Annotated in this window: 13 protein-coding genes and 1 tRNA gene; 8 read left to right on the top strand and 6 right to left on the bottom strand. The window is 59.1% G+C overall.

Annotated features, from left to right (window positions below):
- Positions 1-273 precede the first annotated feature (273 nt).
- A complete protein-coding gene (locus ACRRQW_RS19975) occupies positions 274-789 on the top strand; it encodes a hypothetical protein (protein WP_438483394.1) in 516 nt (171 codons plus the stop codon).
- Here the strand turns inward: ACRRQW_RS19975 and ACRRQW_RS19970 are convergent.
- The 3 genes from ACRRQW_RS19970 to ACRRQW_RS19960 all read right to left on the bottom strand — a co-directional run bounded on the left by ACRRQW_RS19970 (position 786) and on the right by ACRRQW_RS19960 (position 3,611).
- The gene (locus ACRRQW_RS19970; RefSeq protein ID WP_438483393.1) at positions 786-1,280 is read right to left on the bottom strand and encodes a hypothetical protein; all 495 of its coding nucleotides are present in this window, start codon (positions 1,278-1,280) and stop codon (positions 786-788) included. The two genes, ACRRQW_RS19975 and ACRRQW_RS19970, sit on opposite strands and share 4 nt — an antisense overlap.
- Before the next feature lie 18 nt (positions 1,281-1,298).
- Positions 1,299-2,906 (bottom strand): rhamnogalacturonan acetylesterase, encoded by a 1,608-nt coding sequence (locus ACRRQW_RS19965; protein ID WP_438483392.1) that lies wholly within the window; start codon positions 2,904-2,906, stop codon positions 1,299-1,301.
- Positions 2,907-2,984: 78 nt separating this feature from the next.
- On the bottom strand, positions 2,985-3,611 hold the full coding sequence (locus tag ACRRQW_RS19960; RefSeq protein WP_438483391.1) for an HD domain-containing protein: 627 nt from the start codon (positions 3,609-3,611) through the stop codon (positions 2,985-2,987).
- A gap of 172 nt (positions 3,612-3,783) precedes the next feature.
- Here ACRRQW_RS19960 and ACRRQW_RS19955 point away from each other — a divergent pair, with 172 nt between their 5' ends.
- From ACRRQW_RS19955 to thrC, 7 genes are all read left to right on the top strand, one after another.
- Positions 3,784-5,931, top strand: coding sequence for a prolyl oligopeptidase family serine peptidase (locus ACRRQW_RS19955; protein WP_438483390.1), 2,148 nt, complete (start codon positions 3,784-3,786; stop codon positions 5,929-5,931).
- 182 nt (positions 5,932-6,113) lie between these two features.
- On the top strand, positions 6,114-8,252 hold the full coding sequence (locus ACRRQW_RS19950; RefSeq protein ID WP_438483389.1) for a prolyl oligopeptidase family serine peptidase: 2,139 nt from the start codon (positions 6,114-6,116) through the stop codon (positions 8,250-8,252).
- Between the two features lie 116 nt (positions 8,253-8,368).
- Positions 8,369-9,412, top strand: a complete 1,044-nt coding sequence (locus tag ACRRQW_RS19945; protein WP_438483388.1) for an alkene reductase — start codon at positions 8,369-8,371, stop codon at positions 9,410-9,412.
- Positions 9,413-9,600: 188 nt separating this feature from the next.
- The gene (serA, locus tag ACRRQW_RS19940) at positions 9,601-11,190 is read left to right on the top strand and encodes a phosphoglycerate dehydrogenase (RefSeq protein ID WP_438483387.1); all 1,590 of its coding nucleotides are present in this window, start codon (positions 9,601-9,603) and stop codon (positions 11,188-11,190) included.
- 3 nt (positions 11,191-11,193) lie between these two features.
- A complete protein-coding gene (gene plsY, locus ACRRQW_RS19935; protein ID WP_438483386.1) occupies positions 11,194-11,814 on the top strand; it encodes a glycerol-3-phosphate 1-O-acyltransferase PlsY in 621 nt (206 codons plus the stop codon).
- A 96-nt stretch (positions 11,815-11,910) separates the two neighbouring features.
- Complete coding sequence (locus ACRRQW_RS19930) at positions 11,911-13,131, top strand: aspartate kinase (protein ID WP_438483385.1); 1,221 nt, start codon at positions 11,911-11,913, stop codon at positions 13,129-13,131.
- Between the two features lie 33 nt (positions 13,132-13,164).
- Complete coding sequence (gene thrC, locus ACRRQW_RS19925; protein WP_438483384.1) at positions 13,165-14,523, top strand: threonine synthase; 1,359 nt, start codon at positions 13,165-13,167, stop codon at positions 14,521-14,523.
- A gap of 73 nt (positions 14,524-14,596) precedes the next feature.
- On the opposite strand, the gene ACRRQW_RS19920 is transcribed toward thrC, so the two are convergent.
- The 3 genes from ACRRQW_RS19920 to radC all read right to left on the bottom strand — a co-directional run bounded on the left by ACRRQW_RS19920 (position 14,597) and on the right by radC (position 17,057).
- The gene (locus ACRRQW_RS19920; RefSeq protein WP_438483383.1) at positions 14,597-16,045 is read right to left on the bottom strand and encodes a phospholipase D-like domain-containing protein; all 1,449 of its coding nucleotides are present in this window, start codon (positions 16,043-16,045) and stop codon (positions 14,597-14,599) included.
- Positions 16,046-16,150: 105 nt separating this feature from the next.
- A tRNA-Tyr gene (locus tag ACRRQW_RS19915) sits at positions 16,151-16,237 on the bottom strand.
- A 100-nt stretch (positions 16,238-16,337) separates the two neighbouring features.
- Entirely contained in the window at positions 16,338-17,057 is a 720-nt protein-coding gene (radC, locus tag ACRRQW_RS19910; protein WP_438483382.1) for a RadC family protein, read from the bottom strand.
- Positions 17,058-17,099 lie beyond the last annotated feature (42 nt).

Raw genomic sequence — 17,099 nt, 5'->3', positions numbered from 1 at the left:
TGGAGTGGGTTCATGAACCCGGCTCCGCCTGCACAGACCATTTTCTTTGGCCGCGTGTTTTATGGGACGGCGATAATTTTCTTTGGAATAGTGCATTTGGTCTCGGGGAAATTTCTGACCCGGGCGATGCCGCCTTGGCCGAGTTGGCTGCCGATGCCTGAACTGTGGGCTTATGGGATGGGGCTTGGATTTTTGGCTGCTGGGATAACAATCTTAACGAAGCGGTTCGCTCATCGTGTGGCTATGGGGTTGGGCTTCGGCATTTTAATTGGAGTGGTGCTACTCGCCTTACCGATGGCGATGAAACGGGCGGCGTGGGGCGCGGAATGGACTTTTGCCGGGAAAGGTTTCGCGCTCGCGGGTGGGGCGTTCGTGGTGGCGGACTACATCGCAACGCGATTTAACCAGCCGCGATCTGCGTGGGTTCTCCCGCTGGGCACGACGTGTTTGGGCGGGTTTTTAATTCTGGGTGGAATCCAGCATTTTATCTGGCCGAAATTCGTCGCGCAACTGGTGCCCGCATGGATTCCCGGGGCGACGTTTTGGACTTACTTTTCCGCAGGGGCATTAATCGCGGGCGGAATCGGAATACTGATTCCGCGCACGGCGCGATCTGCGGCGACGCTCGTCGCGTTAATGATTTTTTCGTGGGTGGTTATATTGCATATCCCGCGAGCGTGGACCACGTCACCTTCTTTAAACGAATGGCTGGCGGCGTTCGAAGCGCTTGCGATGAGTGGAACCGCTTGGCTGATCGCAGGCGCGAATCGCCGAACTATCGGGGATTAAAGTTTTTTCCCGTGTAGGAAAACCCCGCCATAGTAAGCAATGTAGTAGCCCGCGGTGAGTCCGAAAATTCCCATCGTGAGGCCGCCTTGAAAAAACTGGGGCTGCGCCAACGCCTGCACCGGCGGTGCGGCGAAGAGTTGCATCATGCGATAGGCGATGCGTCCGACGAAAATCAAAGTCAGGCCGACGCCGATTACGGTGTTGGGGGTGTAGAATTTTCCTTCGGTTGTGATTTCAAATTTTGTCAGACGCAGGCTGTAGAGCGCGAGCGGCACGCCTAACCCCAAGCCGATGGCCAAACCGATGAGCACCGATGGATGAGTCATGCCTCCGTATGTGAGCAGCGCCGTGATCACGCCGAAGATCACCACACTCGCCAGCAAACGGCGTGATTTGAGCTCCTGACGTCCGACGTTTTTCTTGAAACGGCGATACATGCGCCACGCGACAAGCGGGATGACGATGGCCGGAACGAGTTGGGCAGAAGTCATGGCGGTGACGCCAAGGTGCTATTTCAGGACTGACGATGCGAGTGGATTTCCGGATAAATTGCGCAACGCCGCTGTGACTACCTCGGCGTTGAGATCAGCGCCGGCTTTACTCGTGTGCGTGTGGGCGTCGGCGAAGAGCGCGTTCACTTTTTCTTCCCCGAGGGATTCGTAACGCGTGGCGACGAGGTCATTGAGATCGATGAACGCGACGTCTTCTTGCGCGGCGACTTCGCGGGCCCAGGTGCGGTAGCTGTCGTCGGAGCGGACAATTTTGCCGTCCTTCCATGTTTTGCGCGGGACGGGCGAGCAAACGATCGGGGTCGCGCCGGCAGCTTTGGCCTCGCGGATGTAATTGCGCAGATACCAACCGTAGGTGTGCACGACTTCGTGTTTTTTGGTGAGGAGATTGTCGATCGCCTCGGTTTCTTCGCCGATGCCTTTGATCGTGCCGCGAGCGCGCGTGGTGTCGTTGAGGGCGATGTTGTCGTTGTGGCCGAACTGCATAATGACGACATCGCCGGGCTTGATCAGGGTAAGCGCGCGTTGCCAATGGCCTTGGGTGAGAAAGGTGCGGCTGCTGAGTCCGCCGACGGCGCGGTTGGTGATGTTGAGTTTCGTGAGGTCGAAATGTTGCGCGAGCGAATCACCCCAGCCCCATTCGCCATTTGCACCGTCACCCCGACCGTTGCGCACCGTCGAGTCGCCGATGAGCACGAGCGTTGGCAGGGCGGCGTTCGCGGGTTCGGGCAAATTAAGCCAACCGATTTTGTCGGCTTCGACCGCGACACCTTTTGACGAGAGCAACGCCTCGAACGGGCCTTTGCGAATGCCCTTCAAGCCTGCGACCACGGCGGCGGCATTGAAATCGGCGCCGGCGGTATTCGTGTGCGTGTGGTCGGTGCCGAACAGCGCTTTCACTTTTTCAACGCCAAGCTCATGGTATTGATCGGCGATGATTCGCGTGAGATCGATAAAGGTTAGCCCGGAAGCTTCGGCGATTTCGCGATCCCACTGGCGGTAATTGCCCGAGCCGCGCTCGACTCTACTGGCTTTCCAGTTGTTGCGGACGGTGAGCGAAACGATGAGCGGTGTCGCGCCCCGGGCTTTTACGTCGGCGATCATTTTGCGGATATACCAGCCGAAGGTATGAATTGTTTCGGGCTTGTTTGTGATCACGTTTACGATGTCGCGGGTTTCTTCGCCGAGGCCGGGAAGGGAACCGCGTGAACGCATCTTCTCGCGCGGAACTGAAGCGTCTTCGTTCACCGGGCTGGCGTCGTTGTGGCCGAACTGGATGAGCACGAAGTCGCCCGTCTTCACGTCGGCGAGCAATTTATCCCACAAGCCTTCGGTGATGAAGGTGCGGCTAGAGCGTCCGCCGCGTGCATGATTGGCGACGTTGACTTTTGCTGCGTCGAAATACTCGGCGAAAGGTTCGCCCCAGCCCTGCGTGGGATTGCCGTTATTTTTTGCGGCGGTGGAATCGCTCGCGATAAAGATCGTGGGCAACGCGGGGTTGAGGACGCGAGCGGTTGCGGCGGGATTGAGCGTGAGATCAGGGGCAGGCGGCGTTTGGGCGACGGCGGCAAGCGGGAGCAGGCAAAGCAAACGGAGAAGCGCTTTCATTGGGTGACGGGGTAATTGGGCAGCATGCGCGGGAGTGGCCGGCTGTGGAGCGTGCGTGAACCTGACAGTTCGCGTGGATCAAGGATTCGCCTCGGGCTTGGGCGCGAGGTGGCCGGCGCCGACGGCGTCGTCGATCATCTTGACGGCGTATTCCCAAATCGTGGTCGAACCGTCGGCGACGTGGGCGTTGCGCGCGAGCACGCGGTCGTGCGTGACGCCGTGGCGCTGCCAGGCGTGGCCTTGCGTGAGGCAGTTCAGCAACATGGGATGAAAGCGATCGCACGCGGTGGCGAAACGCGCTTCAGGGGTGGCGCGTTCTTCGAATTCATCCCAGAGTGCGCGAAATTCCCGCGCTTGATCCGCCGGCAACAGGCCGAAGATGCGCGTCGCAGCGACGGACTCGCGGGCGTGTTGGTCGGCCATGTTTTTTGTGTCGTAGGCGAACGTGTCGCCGGCGTCGATTTCGACGAGGTCGTGGATCAGCACCATTTTGAGGATGCGTAGGACGTCGAGCGGCTGGTGGTTCGAATGCTCGGCGAGCACGATGATCATGAGCGCGAAATGCCACGAATGCTCGGCACTGTTCTCAGCACGCCGGCTTTGCGTGAGAATCGTCTGGCGGAAAATTTCCTTCAGTTTGTCGACTTCGGTGATGAACGCGATCTGCTGGCGCAGGCGTTCGGCGGACGAGAGGAGGATGGACACACGCGAACGCTAGTTGGTCGATGTCGCGTTGCGCAACTCAGCGCTTGTGCTTGAAACGTGGGTCGGGCCCGACCTCCGGGCTGGCCGGATGTCAAAGTAAGTCCCGCCGGGCCGCTCGGAGATCGGCCCCTACCGGCTTGCGCGCCGTAGATTTCACCGTTTGCTGGGCGGCATGCTAAAACTTGTCCGCTTGTCCCTCGTGGCAGCGACGGCGCCGATGCTGGCGCTCGCTGCGGTTAATTATCCGGTCAGCAAAACGGTCGAGCATGTCGACGATTACCACGGCAACAAAGTCGCCGATCCGTATCGCTGGCTCGAAGAACTCGATTCCGCGGATACGAAGGCGTGGGTCGCCTCGCAGAATGCGCTCACTGATTCCATTGTGGATGGATTGCCGGAACGCGCGTTGGTGCGCGAGCGCCTGACGCAACTATGGAATTACTCGCGCACGGGCCTCCCGTTTAAGGAAGCGAACTGGTATTTCTACACGAAGAACGATGGCCTGCAAAATCAGTCACCGCTTTATGTGCAGGATGGTATCAGCGGCACACCGCGCGTGCTGATCGATCCGAACACTCTATCGACTGACGGCACGGTGGCCGTGGCACTGACCTCACCCTCGCCAGACGGTAAGTGGCTCGGTTACGGCCTCGCGACCGGTGGCTCTGACTGGCGTGAACTGAAATTGCGCGACGTCGCGACCGGCGAAGATGGGAGCGACCACGTGAAGTGGGCGAAGTTTACGGGCATGAGTTGGACGCACGACAGCAAAGGTTTCTTTTATTCGCGTTATCCGGAGCCGGCGGGCGGCGACAGCAAGGTGTTCAGCAAACTTGCGAACCGGAAAATTTATTATCACCGCGTCGGCACCGCGCAGGGCGAAGACAAACTCGTGTTCGAAATGCCGGAGCAACCCGCGTGGTCTTTTGGCGGCGGGGTGTCCTCGGACGGACGTTATTTGGTCATCTCGGTTTCGCAGCCGGGCAAGCTGGGCAACAGCGTTTACTACCTCGATCTGGTGGACGCGCAAAAACCGTCGCTCGAGGGCAAGGTCGTGAAACTCGTCGATCAATTTGTGAATAGTTACGGATTTATCGGGAATATCGGCACCGATTTTTATTTCACGACCGACGAGAGCGCGGCGCGCAATCGCATCGTCGCGCTGAACATTGCGCAACCAGCCGCAAAGGCGAAAACCGTCGTGGCGGAATCGAAAGACACGATCGAAGGCGCGCGGATTTCCGCAGGGAATTTCATCGTTACCTATTTGCATGACGTGGTGAATCGGGTGGCCGTGTTCCAATTGGACGGCAAGCCGGCGGGTGAGATTCCGCTGCCCGGTCTTGGCGCGGTCGCAGGAGTTTCGGGCAAATTCAAAGACCCCGAGGTTTTTGTCGCGTATTCGTCGTTCCTCGCGCCGGGCACGATCATGCGGCATAATTTGCAGACGAATATCAGCGAGGTGTTTAACGAAACCAAAATCGCGTTTCCCGCGAGTGGGTATGAAGTGCAACAAGTGTTCTTCCCGTCGAAGGATGGCACGAAGATCCCGATGTTTCTCGTGCACAAGAAAGGCCTGAAACTCGACGGCACGGCGCCAACCTGGCTTTACGGTTACGGTGGTTTTAATGTCGTCATGAAACCGCAGTTTGCCGTGCCGCCGCTGGTGTGGATCGAGCGTGGTGGCGTTTATGCGATGGTGAATTTGCGCGGCGGTGGCGAATACGGCGAGGAGTGGCACAAAGCCGGCACGAAGGAGCGCAAACAAAACGTTTATGATGACTACATCGGCGCCGCTGATTGGCTCGTGGCGCAGAAATACACGCAACACGCCAAGATCGTGCTCGATGGACGCTCGAACGGCGGCTTGTTGCTCGGCGCGGTCTTGAATCAGCGCCCTGATCTGGCCGGCGCAGCGGTGCCGGCGGTCGGGGTAATGGACATGTTGCGCTACCACAAATTTACGGTCGGCGCAGGCTGGGCGTCGGACTTCGGCAACTCGGACACGCTCGATGCCTTTAAATATCTCGTTGCTTACTCGCCGCTGCACACGGTCAAGCAAGGTGCGAAATACCCCGCCGTGCTCGTGACGACGGGCGATCACGACGACCGCGTATTTCCGGCGCACTCGTATAAATACACCGCCGAGATGCAGGCGAAAGTTTCGCCCGAGAGCGGCCCGATTCTGATTCACATCGAAGCCAACGCCGGCCACGGCGGCTCAAGCGGCACGACGCCCGTTTCGAAAACCATCGAAGACTGGGCGTATCGCATGGGTTTCGGCGCGCATTATACCGGTTGGAGCGCTGAGAAAAAGTAAGCGTTGCGCAACTCTGCTCTGAATGGAGGCGGGGCCATCAGCCCCGTGAGTTGTAATTCGAATCCGTGTAGGGTGCTTGCGTGCCACCTACACTGGCCGATCATCTGATTAACCGCGGGGCTGATGGCCCCGCCTCCCATCTTCGGCTTGCGGGATGCACACGCGTTGGCAGTTTCGTTCAAATGAAACTTATGTCCGTCCTGACGATTGCCGCGGCGGCGCCGCTTTGTGCGTTGGCCGCTCCTTACAATTATCCTGCCAGCAAGACCGTCGAACACACCGACGATTATTTCGGCACCAAAGTCGCCGACCCGTATCGTTGGTTGGAGGACGTCGATTCCGCCGACACGAAGTCGTGGGTCGTAGGCGAAAACAAAGTGACGTTCGACTTCCTCGCCACGCTGCCGCAACGCGACACGATCAAGCAGCGCTTGCTGGAACTGCTGAATTATCCGCGTTACGGCCTGCCGTCGAAGCAGGGCGGGCGTTATTTTTATTCTTACAACACCGGCCTGCAGAATCAGTCGCCCTATTTTGTCAAAGACACGCTGAGCGGCGAGGGACGCGTGGTCATCGATCCGAATACGATGTCGAAAGACGGCACGGCGGCGTTGACGGCGGCGACTGCTTCCGAAGATGGCAAGTGGCTGGGTTACGGAATCGCGAAAGCCGGTTCCGACTGGAATGAATTTCGTGTGCGCGATCTCACGACCGGTCAAGACACGAGCGATGTGATTTCGTGGGTGAAGTTTTCCGGCATGAGTTGGACAAAGGACAGCAAAGGTTTCTTTTACTCGCGCTATCCAGAACCGCGCAAAGAGGGTAATAAAACCTTCAGCGATCTTGCGGATCACCGGGTTTATTATCATCGCCTCGGCACGTCGCAATCGGAAGACATTGTGATTCACGAACGTCCTGACCAGCCCAAGTGGAATCTCGGCGGTTCGACGACGGAAGACGGGCGTTATTTGATCCTGACAACTTCTGCTGGCACGGATCCGCGCGACGGTGTCGCGTTCATCGATCTCGGTGATCCGCTCTCCCCGAATTTGAAAACCGACGTGGTGAAAATTGTCGAGCCACTCGACGCGAACTACAATCCGATCGGCAATCATGGCACGGTGCTTTTCCTCACGACCGACCTCGATGCGGCGCGCAAGAAAATCATCGCCATCGATCTCAGGCAACCCGATCGCGCGAACTGGAAAACGCTGGTGCCTGAAGCGAAAGGCGTAATTGCTTCTGCGAGCTACATTGGCGGAAAATTTGTCGTGAATTACATGGAAGACGCGAAGAGCCGTCTCGCCGTGTTTGCGACCGATGGCAAATCACTCGGCGATATCCAACTGCCCGCGATTGGCACGGTGGCGTCGGTGAGCGGGCGTGAAGACGACAGCGAAATGTTCTTCAGTTTCACGTCGTTCACTTACCCAACGACGAATTTCCGCACTGATCTTTCGACGGGAAAAACTGAGGTGTTCCAAGCCCCCAAGGTCGCATTTGATCCCGCGATCTACGAAACGAAGCAGGTCTTCTACACCTCGAAGGACGGCACGCGCGTGCCGATGTTTATCACGCATCGCAAAGGCATCAAACTCGACGGCTCGCACCCGACGCTGCTTTACGCTTACGGCGGTTTTAACATTTCCCTGCAGCCCACGTTCTCCACGTCGAATCTCGCGTGGCTCGAACTCGGCGGCATTTACGCGGTGCCGAATCTGCGCGGTGGTGGCGAATACGGCAAAGAGTGGCATCTCGCGGGCACGAAAGAGCGCAAACAAAACGTGTTCGATGATTTCATCGCAGCGGGCGAATTCCTCATTAAGGAAGGTTACACTTCCTCGGCAAAACTCGTGCTGAGCGGCGGGTCGAATGGCGGCTTGCTGGTTGGCGCGGTGGTCAATCAACGCCCCGATCTTGCGCGCGTCGCCTTCCCGGCGGTCGGGGTGATGGACATGCTGCGCTTCCAAAAATTCACCATCGGTTGGGCGTGGGCGAGCGACTACGGTTCATCCGACGACGCGGAAGGTTTCAAATATCTTTCTGCTTATTCGCCGGTGCATAACGTCAGGAAAGGCGTTACGTATCCTGCGGTGCTCGTGACGACGGGCGATCACGACGACCGCGTGCATCCGGGGCATTCGTTTAAATACACGGCCGCGCTTCAGGCCGCGAATCCGCAGAATCCTTATCCGCTGATGGTGCGCATCGAAACCAACGCCGGTCACGGCGCCGGTAAACCGATCTCGAAGCAAGTTGAGGAAACCGCCGACAAACTCGCCTTCGCGTTGAAGTTTACCGGCGGCAGTTCGAGCAACTAAGTTCGACCCACAGTCCCGTTTAACCCACCCCGCCCATTCGGCGGGGTTTTTATTTAACAACAAATCGTGGTGCCGAGTTGCGCGAGTTGCCGGCCTGACTATTAAATCAAAATCTCATGCCCACACTGAACGATCCTCTCCGCGTCGGCGCGCTGACTTTGCCGAATCGGGTTATCATGGCTCCGCTGACGCGCTGCCGCGCCGGCGCCGGTCGCGTGCCGAATGACATCATGGTTGAGTATTACCATCAGCGCGCGAGCGCAGGTTTGATTCTCACCGAAGCGACGTCGGTCGATCCGATGGGCGTGGGCTATCCGGACACGCCCGGTATCTGGTCGGAAGAGCAGGTGGCGGGTTGGAAAAAAGTCACCGATGCAGTCCATGCGGAAGGCGGACGCATCTCGCTGCAACTTTGGCATGTGGGGCGTTTTTCAGATCCGTATTATCTCAATGGTGAACTGCCGGTCGCGCCGAGCGCCATCGCCGCGCCGGGCAACGTGAGCATCTTGCGCCCGCAACGTCCGCATGTGGTGCCGCGGGCGCTCGAGCTAAACGAAATTCCCGGCGTGATCGTCGCCTACAAGCGCGGGGCGGAGAACGCGCAGCGCGCCGGTTTCGACGGCGTCGAGGTGCACGGCGCGAATGGTTATTTGCTCGACCAATTTTTGCAGGACAGCGCGAACCAGCGCACCGATGACTACGGCGGCCCGATCGAAAATCGCGCGCGTCTCGCGCTCGAGGTCACCGACGCGGCGATCTCCGTGTGGGGCGCGGATCGCGTGGGTTATCACATCAACCCGCGCGGCATCGGCGACAGCAACCTCGTGGCGACGTTCGGTTATCTCGCGCGTGAACTTGGGAAAAAGCATATCGCGTTTCTCTTTTCGCGGGAGTCGCTCGCGGAGCCACGCCTTGGGCCGGACTTGAAACGCGCGTTTGGTGGCGTGTTCATCGCCAACGATAGTTTCACGGCCGAATCTGCGCAAAAAGCGCTTGATGCGGGTGAAGCCGACGCGGTCGCGTGGGGGAAACTGTTCATCGCGAATCCCGATTTGCCGCGGCGCATCGAACGCGGGCTCGCGCTCAACGCGCCTGTGCCGGCGACATTTTACGGGGGCGATCACAAGGGCTACACGGATTACCCTGCGTTTGTGACGTAAGTGAGAAAGCTGGCTGCAGCAGGTGGTCGCCGGTCTCCGCACCGGCGATTTATCGGTGATTGCTCAGAGGCGTGGGTGAGGAGACCGACGCCCACCTGCAACCTGTCATAAAACTTTCTCCCGGAGCCTGATTATTCACGCCTGCGGGGTTGCCTTTTGGGGCCGACGGCTGCTTTTTGGACGGCTCTATGAAGATTCTCGTAGCCGATAAAATCTCACCCAAGGGAGTTGCCTACCTGCGCCAGCAGCCGGGCTTTGAAGTGGTGGAGGCTTACGGCTCTTCTCCGGAGAAAATTTTGGAGCTGGTGAAGGACGTTCACGCGATCGCGGTGCGTTCGGAAACGAAAATCACGGCGGAAGTTTTTGCCGCGGCACCGTTGTTGAAAGTTGTCGGTCGCGCCGGCGTCGGCGTGGATAATGTCGATGTCGATGCCGCTACGGAACGCGGCGTCGTCGTGATGAACACGCCGGCGGGTAACACCATTTCGACGGCGGAACTTACTTTCACGCATATTCTCTGCGGCGCTCGCCCGATTGCGCAAGGCGCGCAATCGATGAAAGAAGGGAAGTGGGATCGCAAGACGCTCAGCGGCGCGGAACTTTATAAGAAGACGCTCGGCGTCGTTGGCCTCGGTCGCATCGGCGGCGAAGTGGCCAAGCGCGCGCTGGCGTTCGGCATGCGCGTGCTGGCTTACGATCCGTATCTTTCGCCGGCGCGCGCGAAGGCGATGCAGGTCGAAGGCGTGACGCTTGAAGAACTGCTGAAGCAGTCGGATTTTATCACGGTGCACATGCCGTTGACCGATGCGACGAACAACATGATCGACGCGGCCGCGATTGCGAAGTGCAAGAAAGGCGTGCGCCTTTTCAACTGCGCCCGCGGTGGTATCATCAACGAGCAGGCGCTCATCGATGGACTCAAGAGCGGCCACGTCGCCGCCGCCGGTCTCGACGTGTTCGTGGAGGAACCGCTTTCGAAAGACAGCGAACTCCGCAAGCTCCCGAACGTCGTGCTCACGCCGCACATCGCGGCGTCGACCGCCGAAGCGCAGGAAACCGTCGGCATCGAAATCGCGGAGCAAATCGCGGCAGTGCTCGCTGGCGGTGTGATCAGTAACGCCGTCAACATGCCTTCGCTCGACGCGACTGCGTTGAAAATTTTCGGTCCGTATCTCGAACTCGGCGCGAAACTCGGCTCGCTCGTGCAACAACTCGCGAAAGACCGCGTGGAGCGCGTGAAGATCACGTATTGGGGCAAAATCGTCGAACTCGACGCCAACCCGGTTACGCGCGCGATCCAGAAGGGTTTCCTGCGTCGTATCAGCGGCGAGAGCCTGAATTTCGTCAACGCGCCGACGATGATGCAACGCCTCGGCATTGAAGTGGAGACGGTGAAATCGAATTCCAACGCCGACTACACCGACCTCATTCTCGTCGAAGCCGTGCAGGCCAACGGCGAAACGGTTTCCGCGTCGGGCACGTTGCTCGGCAAAGCGAGCTCGCCGCGCCTTGTGTCGCTGAATGGCCGCGACGTCGAAGCGGTGCCGTCGGGTTTCCTTTTGGTTTACGAGAATCACGACGAGCCCGGCATCATCGGCATGGTCGGCACGTTGCTCGGCAAGGATGGTGTGAACATCGCCGCCATGTCACTCAGTCGCAATAATGCGGGTGGCACGGCGCTGTGCGTGTTGAATCTCGATAGCCAGCCCTCGGATGCGGCCCTTAAGGAATTGACCAGTCACCGAGCCATCAAGCAGGCTTTCGTGGTCAATCTCTAAGGAATGCCTCACGCCTGGCTCATTGCTTCAGCTCTCGTCGGATACGTGCTCGGGTCGCTGCCATTTGGTTGGCTGGTGGCCCGCGCGCACGGCGTTGATATTTTTAAAGTCGGCAGCGGCAATCCCGGCGCGACGAACGTCAAACGCGTGCTCGGCTCGAAGGCGGGCAACACCGTGTTCGCGCTCGATGCGGTAAAAGGGGCGCTCGCGGCGGGTTGGCCGATGTTGCCCTTCTTCGCGGTGCCCGATCCGCGCATGGCGGGCTTGGTTGGCGTGATTGCCGCCGTGCTCGGACACTCGTTCTCGATGTTCACGAAGTTCAAAGGCGGGAAGGGCGTCGCGACCGCGGCGGGCGGCCTTGTGGTGTTGATTCCGATTTCCTGCCTGATCGGCGCGGCGGTGTGGGTGATTACGTTCTTCGTATCGCGTTATGTGTCGCTGGCCTCGATCTTGGCGGCCGTGGCGGTGCCGGCGGCCAGTTGGCTGCGGGGAAATCCTTTATCTTTGAATATCGTCGCGACGGCGCTCGGCCTTTTCGTCATCATCCGCCACCGCGAGAATTTGAAACGGCTCCTGAACGGCACCGAGAGCCGTTTTTCTAAAAAGAAACCTACGCAACCCTGAATCACTGCGGTGTTTCAGCAGTTGCGTATGACGCGAGGGTGATACTCGCGCCTTGCCAACTGCCGTTCCGCTAAGGCATCAAAAACGGCTCACTCCATGGCTCTTATCGTTCAAAAATACGGCGGCACTTCTGTGGGCGACGTTGATCGCATCAAGAATGTCGCGCAGCGCATCCTCAAAACGCGCTCGGAAGGTCACAGCCTCGTCGTCGTGGTCTCGGCGCGTTCCGGCGTGACCAACGAGCTGATCGCTCGCGCCAAAGCCATCAATCCGAATCCCGACACCCGCGAAATGGACATGCTGCTGGCCGTCGGCGAGCAGGAGACGATTGCGCTGACCGCGATGGCGTTGCACGCGATCAATATTCCTGCGGTTTCCTACACGGGTGCGCAGGCGGGAATTTTTACCGACCAGGTTTTCACCAAAGCAAAGATCAAACAGATCAACCCGAAGCCGATCCTCAAGGATTTGAAGGAAGGCAAAGTCGTGATCGTGGCCGGCTTTCAAGGGATCAACGACGAAGGCCAGATCACCACGCTTGGCCGTGGCGGCTCCGACCTCACGGCGATCGCACTCGCGGCCGCCGTGAAGGCCGACAAATGCGAGATCTACACTGACGTGGACGGCGTTTACACGGCTGACCCGCGCATCGTGAAGACGGCGCAGAAACTCAATGAAATCAGTTACGACGAGATGCTCGAACTTGCGAGCCAGGGTTCGAAGGTCATGCAGTCGCGCTCGGTCGAGTTCGCGAAAAAATACGGCGTCGTTTTCGAAGTCCGCAGCAGTTTTAATTTTAACCCAGGAACCATCGTGAAAGAAGAAGTCGCTTACATGGAAAAAGTCGTCGTGCGCGGCGTCGCCGTCGACAAAGATCAAGCCAAGGTCGTCATCAGTGGTTTGCCGGATAAACCGCTGGCCGCTGCGACCATCTTCAACGCGCTCGCGGATGCCGCGGTCAACGTCGACATGATCGTCCAAAACGTCGCGCACACCGGCGGCGTCGATTTGACATTCACCTGCCAACGCGACGATGCACAAAACGCGGTTCGCGTGCTCCCGGCGGTGCTTAAGAAACTCGGCGGCGGCGAAGTCGCTTCGTTCGACAACATCGCCAAACTTTCGGTCGTCGGTGTCGGCATGCGCACGCATTCCGGCGTGGCCGCGACCTTGTTCACCGCGCTCGGCGACAAAGGCATCAACATTCAGCTCATCGGCACGTCAGAAATTAAAATCACGGTGGCCGTCGACCGTGCCTCGGCGGACGAAGCTTACCGCGCCGCGCATACGGTGTTCGGTCTCGATAAGAAAAGCTGAGCCGGCTTGCTGGCTCAGCGGGGGAAGCGCTCCATGAAATTCATCTCCACTCGCGGGCAGACGCCGCCGGTTCGTTTCAGCGAAGCGGTCGCGATCGGCCTCGCGCCGGACGGTGGATTGTTTTTGCCGGAAAGCTTGCCGGATATTTCCGGGCAACTTTCCAAATGGGAAAAACTGAGCTACGCGGAACTTTGTTTCGAGTTTTTGAGTTTGTTCGCGACGGACATCGAGCCGTCGGTGTTGCGGGGGTTGATCGAGAAATCTTATGCGACGTTCTCGCACCCGGAAATCGCCCCGCTGAAAAAACTCGGCGCGAAGCTGTATGTGCTCGAGCTGTTTCACGGGCCGACACTGGCGTTTAAGGATTTCGCGCTGCAACTGCTCGGCAATCTTTACGAGCACCAGTGCCAGCGCGACGGCCGCAGCATCAATGTGCTCGGCGCCACTTCGGGTGACACCGGAGCCGCCGCGATTCACGGCCTGCTCGGAAAGCCGAATACGGCAATTTTTATTCTTTATCCGGATGGCCGCGTGTCGCCGTTGCAGGAACGTCAGATGACCTGCACTGGCGCGGAGAATGTGTTCTCCATCGCGGTCGACGGGAGTTTCGATGACGCCCAGGCGGCGATTAAAACAATTTTCGGAGAGAAAGATTTTTCGGCGAAGCACCGGCTGTCAGCGGTGAACTCCATCAACCTAGCGCGCGTGCTGGCGCAGTGTGTCTATTATCTCTTCGCGTGGCTGCGCGTGCCGGCGAGGGATCGCGCGAACATTGAATTCGTGGTGCCGACCGGAAACTTCGGCAACGTGCTGGCGGGTTGGCTGCTCTCACAGATGGGCGTAGGCGTGGCGGGATTTAAAGTCGCCACGAATCAGAACGATATTTTGCACCGCTTGTTTTCGACGGGCGAATACCGCGTCGGCGACGTGCAGGCGAGCCTGGCGCCCTCGATGGATATCCAAGTCGCGTCGAACTTTGAACGTTTCCTGTATTTCTCCGTGGGCCGCGATGCGGACAAGGTGCGCGCAGTAATGGCTCAGCTGAAAGCGACGGGTGGCTACACGTTCGAAAATTTAAACACTTTCGGCTTCAGCTCGTCGCGAGCGAGTGACGCCGACATCACGGCCATCATTCGCCGCGTGCACGCGAACCACGGTTACGTCATCGATCCGCACACGGCGTGCGGCTTTCAGGATTTGAATCCAGATCGCGTGAGCGTGGTGTTGTCCACTGCGCACCCGGCAAAATTCCCCGACGCGATTCGCGCAGCAATCGGACAGGAGCCGGTTCACCCCGCGCTCGAAGCCCTCAAATCATGCCCGATCGTGAAGCATTTACTGCCAGCCAAAGTGGAGGCGATCAAAGCTTTCGTCGAATCGCGCGCGGTGTGAGGCACGCGCAGGAGCGGCATGCGCCGATTCGTTGCGTGAATGACCAGAACTCAGTTCGAGCATAACGCTCGAACTACAACAGCGGCGCGAGCAGGCGCGCGACTTCCTCGCCGATCGACGGGATGAGTCGTGGCTTCTTGCGGGGCTCGGGCGCGGGTTTCGATTGCGCGAAGACGTCCTCCATCCACGCGGTGATGGCTTTGGCTTCGGATGCGGAGTAGGTCACGGCGCCGACTTCGAAATTAAGAAAGAGGCTGCGCAAATCCATGTTGGCTGAGCCGAATAAGCCGACCTTGTTATCGACGAGGAGCATTTTGGCGTGGTTCATGCCGCCTTGATAAAGGAGCACTTTCGCACCTGCAGCTTGCAGCCCGCGTAAGTAAAAACGTCGCGCGAGATCGGTGATCAAGTGGTCGGAGCGTTGCGGCACCACGAGGCGAACATCGATGCCCGCGCGCGCTTGCACGAGCAAGGAGCGGTAGAGCACTTCGTCGGGAATGAAATACGGCGTGACCACCCACACGCTTTTCTCGGCCTGTTGCACCAGAGAGAGAATTCCTTCGTAAAGCGCATCGCCCGCCACATCGGGTCCGCTGGCGACGATTTGCACATCGCTCGTGCCGGCAGGCTTGAGGGCTTCAGCGACGAGATCGCTTTGCAGGTGGGCGAGTGGTTGACCGCTGGCGAAGCACCAGTCGGCGTTGAAAATATCATTCAGCACCGCGACGGCGGGACCCTCGATGACGGCGCCGAAATCGCGCCAGCGTTTTTTGCGCGGCGTCGGGCCCATGTATTCGATGGCGAGATTGCGGCCGCCGAGCGCAGCAATCTTGTGGTCGAAGATCGCGATTTTGCGGTGATTGCGGAGATTGGCTGAGCCGCGGGTTTGCAGCGGCAACACCGGCATGAAGCGAACTACTTCGCCACCGGCTTTGCGCAGCGGATCGCAGAAACCACGGCTGCTTAAAAAGCACCCGAGCGCGTCGAGCATGAGGCGCACGCGCACGCCTTCGCGCGCGCGCTCCGCAAGGAGTTTGATGAGGCGTTTGCCCACGGGATCGCGGCCGAGGATAAACGTCATGATGTGAATGCTGTGCTTGGCTTCGCGGATGTTGCGTTCGAGAGCTTCGAACGATTCCTCGCCGGACGCCAAAAACTGCACGCGATTGCCACCGAGGGGAGGGCAGCCGCCGTTGAGTGTGAGCACGCGTGCCGCCGGTGTGTTGGAATCAGCCGAGGCGGGCGTGTCGGGCGCGATGGGGCAGAGGCGGGCTTTGCGCGCGGCGATTTTTTTCACTTTGCGACCACCGAAAATCAGGAAGAGCGGCACGCCGACGTAAGGGATCAGCGTGATCGCCAAGAGCCACGCGAAGGTATTGCCGGGTTGTTTGCGTTCGCTGATGAGTCGCGCGATGGCGAAGAACGCCAGCAGGAAGCCGACCACGGTGTAAAGGTGCGGCAGTAGGCCGTTCGCCACGGGGTGTTCGACGAGCGAATCGTAGGCCTGATTAACGGAATCCATCGCGGGTTGAGCGTTGCAAGGTGGGCGGGGTTGGCAAGCGGAGGTTGTGAGGCTCAGGAGGCAGACACTAAAAATCCCTTATCGTTGCAGATAAGGGATTAAAAGTGGTGGTGGAGGCCGGATTCGAACCAGCGAACTGCAGTGCAGAATTGATTTACAGTCAACGCCCTTTAGCCACTTGGATACTCCACCAACAAAAGCGAACGGTGAAGGTATGGGAGCGTTTCAGGCTTTGCCAAGCGGTTTTTGTCGGAATTTTTGGGCGGCGAATCCGGACTGTGGCCAGTAGCGCTCAGATGAGTCCCGCTTCGCGAAAACTGTAGTAACCGAGCCCGAGCGGATCGGTTTTGACCGAACCGATGATGACGTGGTCGAGGAGGTCGATATCGACGGTCTTGGCGGCTTCGCGGAGTTGTCGCGTGACTTGGATGTCGGCGGTGCTCGGTGCGGGATCACCGCTCGGGTGGTTATGCACGCAAATGATGGCGGTGGAGCCTTGCGCGATGGCTTCGCGATAAACTTCACGCGGGTGCGCGAGGCTGGCGGTCGCAGTGCCGGAGGTCACTTCGACGAGTTTGATCAGACGATTTTTGCGACTGAGGCAAAGCGTCCAGAATTTTTCCACGATCAGGTCGGCGATGAGCGGACGGAAATGTTCGAAGACGAGTTCGGGGCGATTGAGAATCGGGGTGAGTTCGCGTTCGGCCGCGACGACGCGGCGCGCGATCTCCATCACCGCCAGCAATTGCAGCGCTTTGACCGGGCCGATGCCTTTTATTTTTCGGAAATCGGTTTCCGACCAACGCGTGAGTCCGGAGAGCGAGCCGGCTTCGGCGATCAGGGCCTGCGAGAGCTGGACGACGTTGCGGCCTTTCTGTCCGCTGCGGATCAGCATCGCGAGCAGTTCGGTATCGCTGAGCGAGCCCGCGCCGAGGCGGGCGAGGCGTTCCTGCGGGCGGTCGTTGACCGCGAGGTCTTTCAGCCGAAGCGGCTGGTAGGTTTCGTTGCTCATAGGGCCGGAGGGTTGCGCTCGCGGCCCGGCGAGCTGGATGCA

The organism is Oleiharenicola lentus, assembly GCF_051660365.1.
GTDB lineage: Bacteria > Verrucomicrobiota > Verrucomicrobiia > Opitutales > Opitutaceae > Lacunisphaera > Lacunisphaera lenta_A.
The sequence above is the reverse complement of the archived record's forward strand: the minus strand, read 5'-3'. Positions and strand labels throughout refer to the sequence as shown.

Coding starts and splice junctions, on each gene's coding strand:
- ACRRQW_RS19930 (WP_438483385.1), top strand. CDS start 11,911: ATGGCTCTTATCGTTCAAAAATACGGCGGCACTTCTGTGGGCGACGTT.
- ACRRQW_RS19945 (WP_438483388.1), top strand. CDS start 8,369: ATGCCCACACTGAACGATCCTCTCCGCGTCGGCGCGCTGACTTTGCCG.
- thrC (WP_438483384.1), top strand. CDS start 13,165: ATGAAATTCATCTCCACTCGCGGGCAGACGCCGCCGGTTCGTTTCAGC.
- serA (WP_438483387.1), top strand. CDS start 9,601: ATGAAGATTCTCGTAGCCGATAAAATCTCACCCAAGGGAGTTGCCTAC.
- radC (WP_438483382.1), bottom strand. CDS start 17,057: ATGAGCAACGAAACCTACCAGCCGCTTCGGCTGAAAGACCTCGCGGTC.
- ACRRQW_RS19970 (WP_438483393.1), bottom strand. CDS start 1,280: ATGACTTCTGCCCAACTCGTTCCGGCCATCGTCATCCCGCTTGTCGCG.
- ACRRQW_RS19950 (WP_438483389.1), top strand. CDS start 6,114: ATGAAACTTATGTCCGTCCTGACGATTGCCGCGGCGGCGCCGCTTTGT.
- ACRRQW_RS19965 (WP_438483392.1), bottom strand. CDS start 2,906: ATGAAAGCGCTTCTCCGTTTGCTTTGCCTGCTCCCGCTTGCCGCCGTC.
- ACRRQW_RS19920 (WP_438483383.1), bottom strand. CDS start 16,045: ATGGATTCCGTTAATCAGGCCTACGATTCGCTCGTCGAACACCCCGTG.
- ACRRQW_RS19955 (WP_438483390.1), top strand. CDS start 3,784: ATGCTAAAACTTGTCCGCTTGTCCCTCGTGGCAGCGACGGCGCCGATG.
- plsY (WP_438483386.1), top strand. CDS start 11,194: ATGCCTCACGCCTGGCTCATTGCTTCAGCTCTCGTCGGATACGTGCTC.